Here is a 956-nt window from a genome sequence, read left to right on the forward strand (position 1 = left end):
AAACCTTCAGTGAAAAGTGATTGGCTGCCGGGTAAACAATCGGTAGATTCCGTGTTGTTTCCGTTCCGGCAACAGATAAAAACTATACACAGGTTTTCAGGGCTCCGCAAATCGGCAGGGCACTTTTGACAGTGATCGTGGTTACACTGTGGTGGCATAATCCGCGGGCGTACTCTGACGCCCTGACAGTTAAACAAATCTGCAGCGGAATCGCGACTGCTTTGCTCCTGCGGTTTACAGGATCTCTGTACGTTTATGGAGCGTATCCAGGAAGACGAACTTCTTCATTGCCCACCATCGGAAGATCATCCCAAATAACGTCCCGATAATTGGTCCGGCGATAAAGTCGGCGATCTCCTGGACGATAAAAGAAACGTGTGGTTCCGTGATTCCAAAGATCCAACGGGATACATAAACCGGCGCCGCAGTAATTCCAATAGCTACCGTAGACATGCCGACGAATTTGATGAACTGGATACGTTTGAGGCCATGGACGACATCCCCAAAGGTAAACCGTCGCGAGAGGTAGTAGGAAACTACCGTGGCCGCTGCATTAGCGATAAGAAAAGCTGAAGTTGGATGCGCCCCCAGAATCGTGAACTTCAATCCGTAATTCACTGCCAAGGTCAGGAGGAAGCAGAATCCTCCTATGCCCAGGAAGTAGAGAGCTCTCTTTCGTTCCCGATACTGTTTTGGGCGCGATGGATCCTGTGCGCCTTCATCGCTAAATGCTTTGGCTCTGCCACTCATGGATCAAGCATAAACATCCCAGGATCGGCGAATAGAAAATTGAAACTTAATCAGGGCGGTTCTTAGTTATCCATATGGGTCACCTTGCACAGCATGCTCAGATTGAAGCTCATGAGCTTCCAGCGATGTATGAGTCGGGCATTTTCGTGGCAGCGTCCAATAGTCAGGATGGCGGCAATGAGTTGTTATGCCCTGCGGCTCAACGG

The 956-nt window shown here is 49.8% G+C and carries 1 protein-coding gene; it reads right to left on the minus strand.

Annotated features, from left to right (window positions below):
* Positions 1 to 234: 234 nt before the first annotated feature.
* Positions 235 to 750, minus strand: a complete 516-nt coding sequence (locus ACIOJF_RS17885; RefSeq protein ID WP_105659209.1) for a GtrA family protein — start codon at positions 748 to 750, stop codon at positions 235 to 237.
* Positions 751 to 956: the final 206 nt, after the last annotated feature.

Origin of the sequence: Glutamicibacter sp. NPDC087831, assembly GCF_044742845.1 — a bacterium.
Classification (GTDB): domain Bacteria; phylum Actinomycetota; class Actinomycetes; order Actinomycetales; family Micrococcaceae; genus Glutamicibacter.